This window comes from Bradyrhizobium sp. (genome assembly GCF_030646015.1).
Classification (GTDB): Bacteria; Pseudomonadota; Alphaproteobacteria; order Rhizobiales; family Xanthobacteraceae; genus Bradyrhizobium.
In genome coordinates this window covers 1-5,204 of the sequence record NZ_JAUSLT010000088.1, presented here as the reverse complement: position 1 = coordinate 5,204, position 5,204 = coordinate 1, and the positions used below count along the sequence as shown (strand labels likewise).

The following is a 5,204-nucleotide window of genomic DNA, read 5'->3' as shown; positions in this document are numbered from 1 at the left end:
GGGTCGCGCGAATGCGCGCCCGATGACAGGCTCCGCGAAGCAATCCATGGCTGCGGCATAAAGAAAGAGTGGATTGCTTCGTCGCAAGCGCTCCTCGCAATGACGCGAAATCAGGACGCCGTCGCCAGCGCCTCGCGGGCGTCGGAGCGAATGCGTTCGACCATGGAACGCAGGCCGTTGGAGCGCTGCGGCGTCAGGTGTTCGCGAAATCCGAGCTCGTCGAACAGCGCCAGCGCATCGGTGTCGAGAATGTGCTGTGGGGTGCGGCCGGAATACAGCGTCAGCAGGATCGCGATCAGTCCGCGCACGATATGCGCGTCGCTGTCGCCGAGATAGTTCAGCGAGGGTTCGCCGCCGCTGCGATCGATCTGTTTCGAGAGCCAGACCTGGCTGGCGCAGCCTAGCACCTTGTTGGCGGCGGAATGCTCGGCTTCCGGCATCGGATCGAGCGTGCGGCCGAGTTCGATGACGTACCGGTAGCGGTCGTCCCAATCGTCCAGCAGCGCAAAATTGTCCCTGATTTCGTCGATCGTCATCGTGTCCCGCGCTCAATCCCAGCGCACTATATAGGATTGCGGGCGTGCGAAAGCGATACTGTTCCGGGCCTAATTCGCTTGCCTGATTCTCTGGCCTAATTCGCGCTCAGGGCAGGGCCGCGCCACTCCGCCACTATGTCGTCCGGCGTCAGCGTGTCACGCGGCGCCGCCGGCGAAGCGTCGGCGTCGTCGGCGCCGGCGCCGGCGATCGAGCCGGTATGGTCGGGCGCCTTCTTGTCGGTCGCCTTCTTGTCGGTCTTGTTGTCGGTCTTGTCGGTGATGATGTGATAGAGCTTGCGCGCGCCCTCCTGGGCCCGCTGGCCGATCACGGTGGCGGCCTGGCCGCCCACTTCGCAGGCGGCCGGCTGGCGCTTGCAGAACTGGCTCATGTCCGACACCGCCGCTGACGCGGCCGACACGGCTTCCGACGCGCCCAGTTGCGGAAGCTTGTCCGATTCAGGCGTCTTCTCTCTGGGCAAAAGCACGAGCACCAGCCCGAGCCAGAATGCCATGCGAAGCAGAAAAAACATCTCGCGACCCCGGTCGTCTCTTTTGGTTCGGTTGTGATCCATCGCGAAAGCCCGCGATGCCCCTCGCAACTGTTGCGCTTGTTCTCGCAATCGATCCCTGACTAACAGCCGTCGATAAATCGCAAGTGTTCGCATTGAGCCAAAAACGGCGAAAATTCGCGAAAAATCCGACTCATTCGATTCGGCGTAAATTTTCGATTGATGATCGATTCCGGCGGAAAACCGGCTGCCCGGTCGCATCCACACTTTCGAAACCATACAAGGCCGGTTCCGGAAACCCTCCGTTCACCATTTGCATCGAATGAGCCGCCGCAAGACCGGCGAAACCCCGTGCAGGCACGGACTTCGGCCGCCGGCGCGCGCGCCTTAGCGTTCGCTTAAGTTCGCTCTGACAGGTTGAGGCAACGATAAAGGGGGCGTTCCGGCGCGTCTGCAAGTCCAACGTCAAGTCGAACCTGCAAGACGAACAAGCCGAACCGCGAGAGACGTGACAGTTTTGAATATCATCCGCGATTGCCTCGACGCGTTGCTGCATCCGTCCGCGCGATACGACGCGCTGACGCGCGCGCGCCATCGCGCGTTCATGGCGCCAAGGCTGCTCGGCAGCCTGGCGGCGTTCGCGGCATTTCCGGTTTACCTCGCGATGCGCGGCGCGCCCACGGCGCTGGAGGTCGCGGGATTCGCCTGGCTGATCGCACCGATCCTGCTGTCGTGGTTTCTGTCGCGCACCGGCCGCTACGAAGGCGCGCATGTGCTGTCGTCGCTGGCGCTGACCGGCCTCGTCATGACGGTGGCGATGACCACCGGCGGCATCGAATCCTTTGCCGCGATCTGGCTGGTGGTGGTGCCGCTGGAGGCCGCGCTCTCGGCATCGCGCCGCGTGGTGGCGTTCGCCTGCGCGCTGACGCTGGGATGCACCGCGGCGCTGATCGCGTTCGGGCATTTCGACCTGCTGCCGCCGCCGGATGCCAATTCGGTCTCGCGCGGCGTCTTCATGGCGTTCGGCGTGGCATCGGCGACACTTTACGCGGCCGGGCTTGCCTTCGGCGCCGAGTCGCTGGCGCGCACCAGCGTGGCGCTGCTCAATGTCGAGGAGGATCGCTATCGCTTGCTGGCGCGCAACATGAGCGACGTGATTTCGCGGCATGACCGCAATGGCGCCGTGCAGTTCATTTCGCCTGCGGTGGAAGCCATGCTGGGAGCGCCGGTATCGCGGCTCTTGGGCCACGGCCTGTTCGACCGCGTCCACGTCGCCGATCGTCCTGCCTATCTCACCGCGCTGTCGGATGCGGCGCGCGGCGGCGAGGCCCGCAGCGTCGAATTTCGTCTGCGGCGGGAAGTGCCGCGCGCCAGCGCGCGGGGCCAGAACGGTCAGGTCGATTTCATCTGGGTGGAAATGCGCTGCCGGCCGCTCGAACAGGCGTCGGAAACCGCGGTCTGGTCGGACGCCGAGGTCGTCGCCGTGATGCGCGACGTCACCGACCGCAAGATCCAGGAGCAGGCGCTCGACCTCGCGCGCACCGCCGCCGAGCAGGCCGATGCGTCGAAGACCCGCTTCCTCGCCACCATGAGCCACGAGCTGCGTACGCCGCTCAACGCCATCATCGGATTTTCCGAGATGATCGTTCAGGAAGACGTGCTGATGATCGATGCCGTCAGGCGCAAGGAATATGCCCAGCTGATCAATGATTCCGGCCAGCATCTGCTGTCGGTCGTGAACGGCATTCTCGACATGTCCAAGATGGAGTCCGGCAATTTCGAGATTTCACCGGAGCCGTTCGCGCCGCGGGCGGCGTTGATCAATTGCTGCAACCTGCTGGCGCTGAAGGCGCGGGAAAACGCCATCGATCTCGTTACCCGGGCGCCGGACGATCTGCCCGTGATGACCGGCGATCCCCGTGCGTTCAAGCAGATCGTGCTGAATTTGGTCGCCAACGCCATCAAGTTTACCGAGCGCGGCGGCTCCGTCACGGTGTCCGCCGGCGTCGAGGGATCGCGGCTGGTGCTGCGCGTCTGCGACACCGGCGTCGGCATCTCCGCCGACGACCTGAAGCGGATCGGCAATCCCTTCTTCCAGGCCGGCAAGACCTATCAGCGGCGGCATGAAGGCACCGGCCTCGGGCTGTCGATCGTGAAAAGCCTGGTCGCCCTGCATGCCGGCGAGATCAACGTGCAGAGCAAGCTCGACGAAGGCACCACCGTAACCGTCGCATTGCCGCTGGCCTTTACGCCGCGGGCCGAGCAGCCCACAAGCAATATCGCAACGCTCACGCCGGCGGTGCGATCCACGATCCCAGAGCCATCACATCAGGTGAAGAAAAGTGCCTAGAAATACCGATAACGAAGACATGCCGCGCCGCCGTCGCGGCGGGCGGGCGGCTGCCGTGGAAGCCGAGACCGAGCGGGGCCTCGTGATGCGCGTCCTGCTGCACAGCCCGAAAGACATGGTGGCAGGCCTGCTGGCGTTTGCCGCGGTCAGCGCCATCATCGCCAACGCGCTGTTTCTGCAGGCCGGACGTCATCCGTCGCCGATGTTCGGCACGGTGACCAGGATGCCGGCGGCGGCGGTGGCGCCCAGTCCGTTGCCGCGTCCACGCCCGGTGGAAGCCGCGGCACGCGTTACGGATCCCGTGGCATCGGAGCCAAGGGTCATCGAGCTGAAGAGCGCTGATCCCAGGAGCGATGCCAGGAGCGCCGACCCGAAGAGCGACCCCATGACCAATCTGGTCAAGGCGACGGCCGCTCCGCAAGCCACCCCCTCCAGTATCGCGCGGCCGCCGGCGCCGATCCCGGCTGCGTCCCGCAGCGAGACGATCGCCAATCAAACCCCGGCCGCGCGCCGCGTGGCGGCGGTACAGCGCACGCTGACCGAATATGGCTACGGCCAGTTGAAGCCGACCGGCACGGTCGGCTCCGACACCCAGGCCGCGATCCAGAAGTTCGAGCGCGAGCGCAAGCTGCCGGTGACCGGGCAGATGTCCGATCGGCTGGTGAAAGAACTCGCCGCGATGATCGGCCGGCCGATCGACGAGCTTCGCTTCCGGCGCTGGCCTATAACGTCGCCCCATGCGATTGAAATCCGCGATATGGGTGGCGGCCTATCTGCGCCGCTGCCAGACCGAGGGCGTGTTCGGCGCGGTGCGCCGGCGCGGCGCCGAAGAGGCCGGCGCGGTGTTCGTCAAGGTCGCCACGCTCGACGGCAACGCCATGCTGTACGTGCCGGCGCCGCAGACGGTCTATGACGACAGCCGGCCGATCGAGCGCTTCTTCACGCCGGTATCGCCGCAGCCTGTTACGGAAGCGGCGGTGGAAGAACGCCTGGTCAGGGAAATCAGGTTCGATCCCGATGCCTGGATCGTCGAGACCGAGGACCGGGCAGGGCGGCATTTTCTCGACCTGGCGCGGGGCTAGCGGGGCCTCGTCGCACCGGCGGAATGAACTGCGGATGCCGGAATTGGACTTGCCAATGGGGAGTTACAACCTAGACTAATGCAACTTGCGCATGTGCTGCCGAAGGGGGGTAAGTAGCTGGTGTGGATCCCGACGTAGTTCTTCGGACGAAGATTGAGGCCGCAACGATCCCGATACCCGACGCGTCTGGATTGCCGGAGGCGCGCTTTGTATTGATCGTGAAGGCCGACCAGGATCCGCTGGAAGTGGCAGCAGCGGTGGAATTGGCGCTGGCGCCGCTGAAGGCGCGCGTGGAACGATTGTCGAATCTTGATCACCGGGCGCTGCTTCTGATCGTTCCCGGCCGCACGTTCAAGGGTGACCCTGCGCCGGCCTTCGAAGCCGGCTATGAATTGGTGCGCCGCTTCAACCTCGAAGCGGCCGAGCCTGAGATTTTCACCGACGTGTTTCCCGAGCCCGACACCAGACGGAAAGGTCCGGCCGAAGAATCCATCGACGACTTCCCGCCGGGGTGCTGGGTGCCCGAACAGCCCGGCCTCAACAAGCGTTGGGCGATCGAGCAGATCTTCGCTCCGGCAGCCTGGGCGGCGTCTGAAGCGTTGCAGCGGCCAAGTCGCGGCGCCGGCATCGTCATCGCGCAGCCGGATACCGGAATTGCTTTGCATCCGGAACTCGCGGGCATTGCGCACGCCGCGGGTTATGATTTCGTCGAAGGCAACAGCGATCC

The 5,204-nt window shown here is 65.0% G+C and carries 6 protein-coding genes; 4 read left to right on the top strand and 2 right to left on the bottom strand.

Annotated elements, in window-relative coordinates:
• Positions 1–110 precede the first annotated feature (110 nt).
• Both Q7T45_RS13865 and Q7T45_RS13860 read right to left on the bottom strand, forming a co-directional pair.
• Complete coding sequence (locus Q7T45_RS13865; RefSeq protein WP_304871520.1) at positions 111–536, bottom strand: SufE family protein; 426 nt, start codon at positions 534–536, stop codon at positions 111–113.
• Positions 537–631: 95 nt separating this feature from the next.
• Positions 632–1,066, bottom strand: coding sequence for a DUF5330 domain-containing protein (locus Q7T45_RS13860; protein WP_304871519.1), 435 nt, complete (start codon positions 1,064–1,066; stop codon positions 632–634).
• Positions 1,067–1,553: 487 nt separating this feature from the next.
• Between Q7T45_RS13860 and Q7T45_RS13855 the strand changes: the two genes are divergently transcribed.
• From Q7T45_RS13855 to Q7T45_RS13840, 4 genes are all read left to right on the top strand, one after another.
• Positions 1,554–3,395, top strand: a complete 1,842-nt coding sequence (locus Q7T45_RS13855) for a PAS domain-containing sensor histidine kinase (protein WP_304871518.1) — start codon at positions 1,554–1,556, stop codon at positions 3,393–3,395.
• Entirely contained in the window at positions 3,388–4,308 is a 921-nt protein-coding gene (locus Q7T45_RS13850) for a peptidoglycan-binding protein (protein ID WP_370691271.1), read from the top strand. Before Q7T45_RS13855 ends, Q7T45_RS13850 begins: the two co-directional genes overlap by 8 nt.
• Positions 4,193–4,477 carry a DUF1491 family protein gene (locus Q7T45_RS13845; RefSeq protein ID WP_370691270.1) on the top strand — a complete coding sequence of 95 codons (285 nt, stop codon included), beginning with the start codon at positions 4,193–4,195 and terminating at the stop codon, positions 4,475–4,477. Before Q7T45_RS13850 ends, Q7T45_RS13845 begins: the two co-directional genes overlap by 116 nt.
• Positions 4,478–4,599: 122 nt before the next feature.
• Positions 4,600–5,204 (top strand): hypothetical protein (locus Q7T45_RS13840; protein WP_304871516.1); only part of this gene is annotated, 605 nt, incomplete at its 3' end.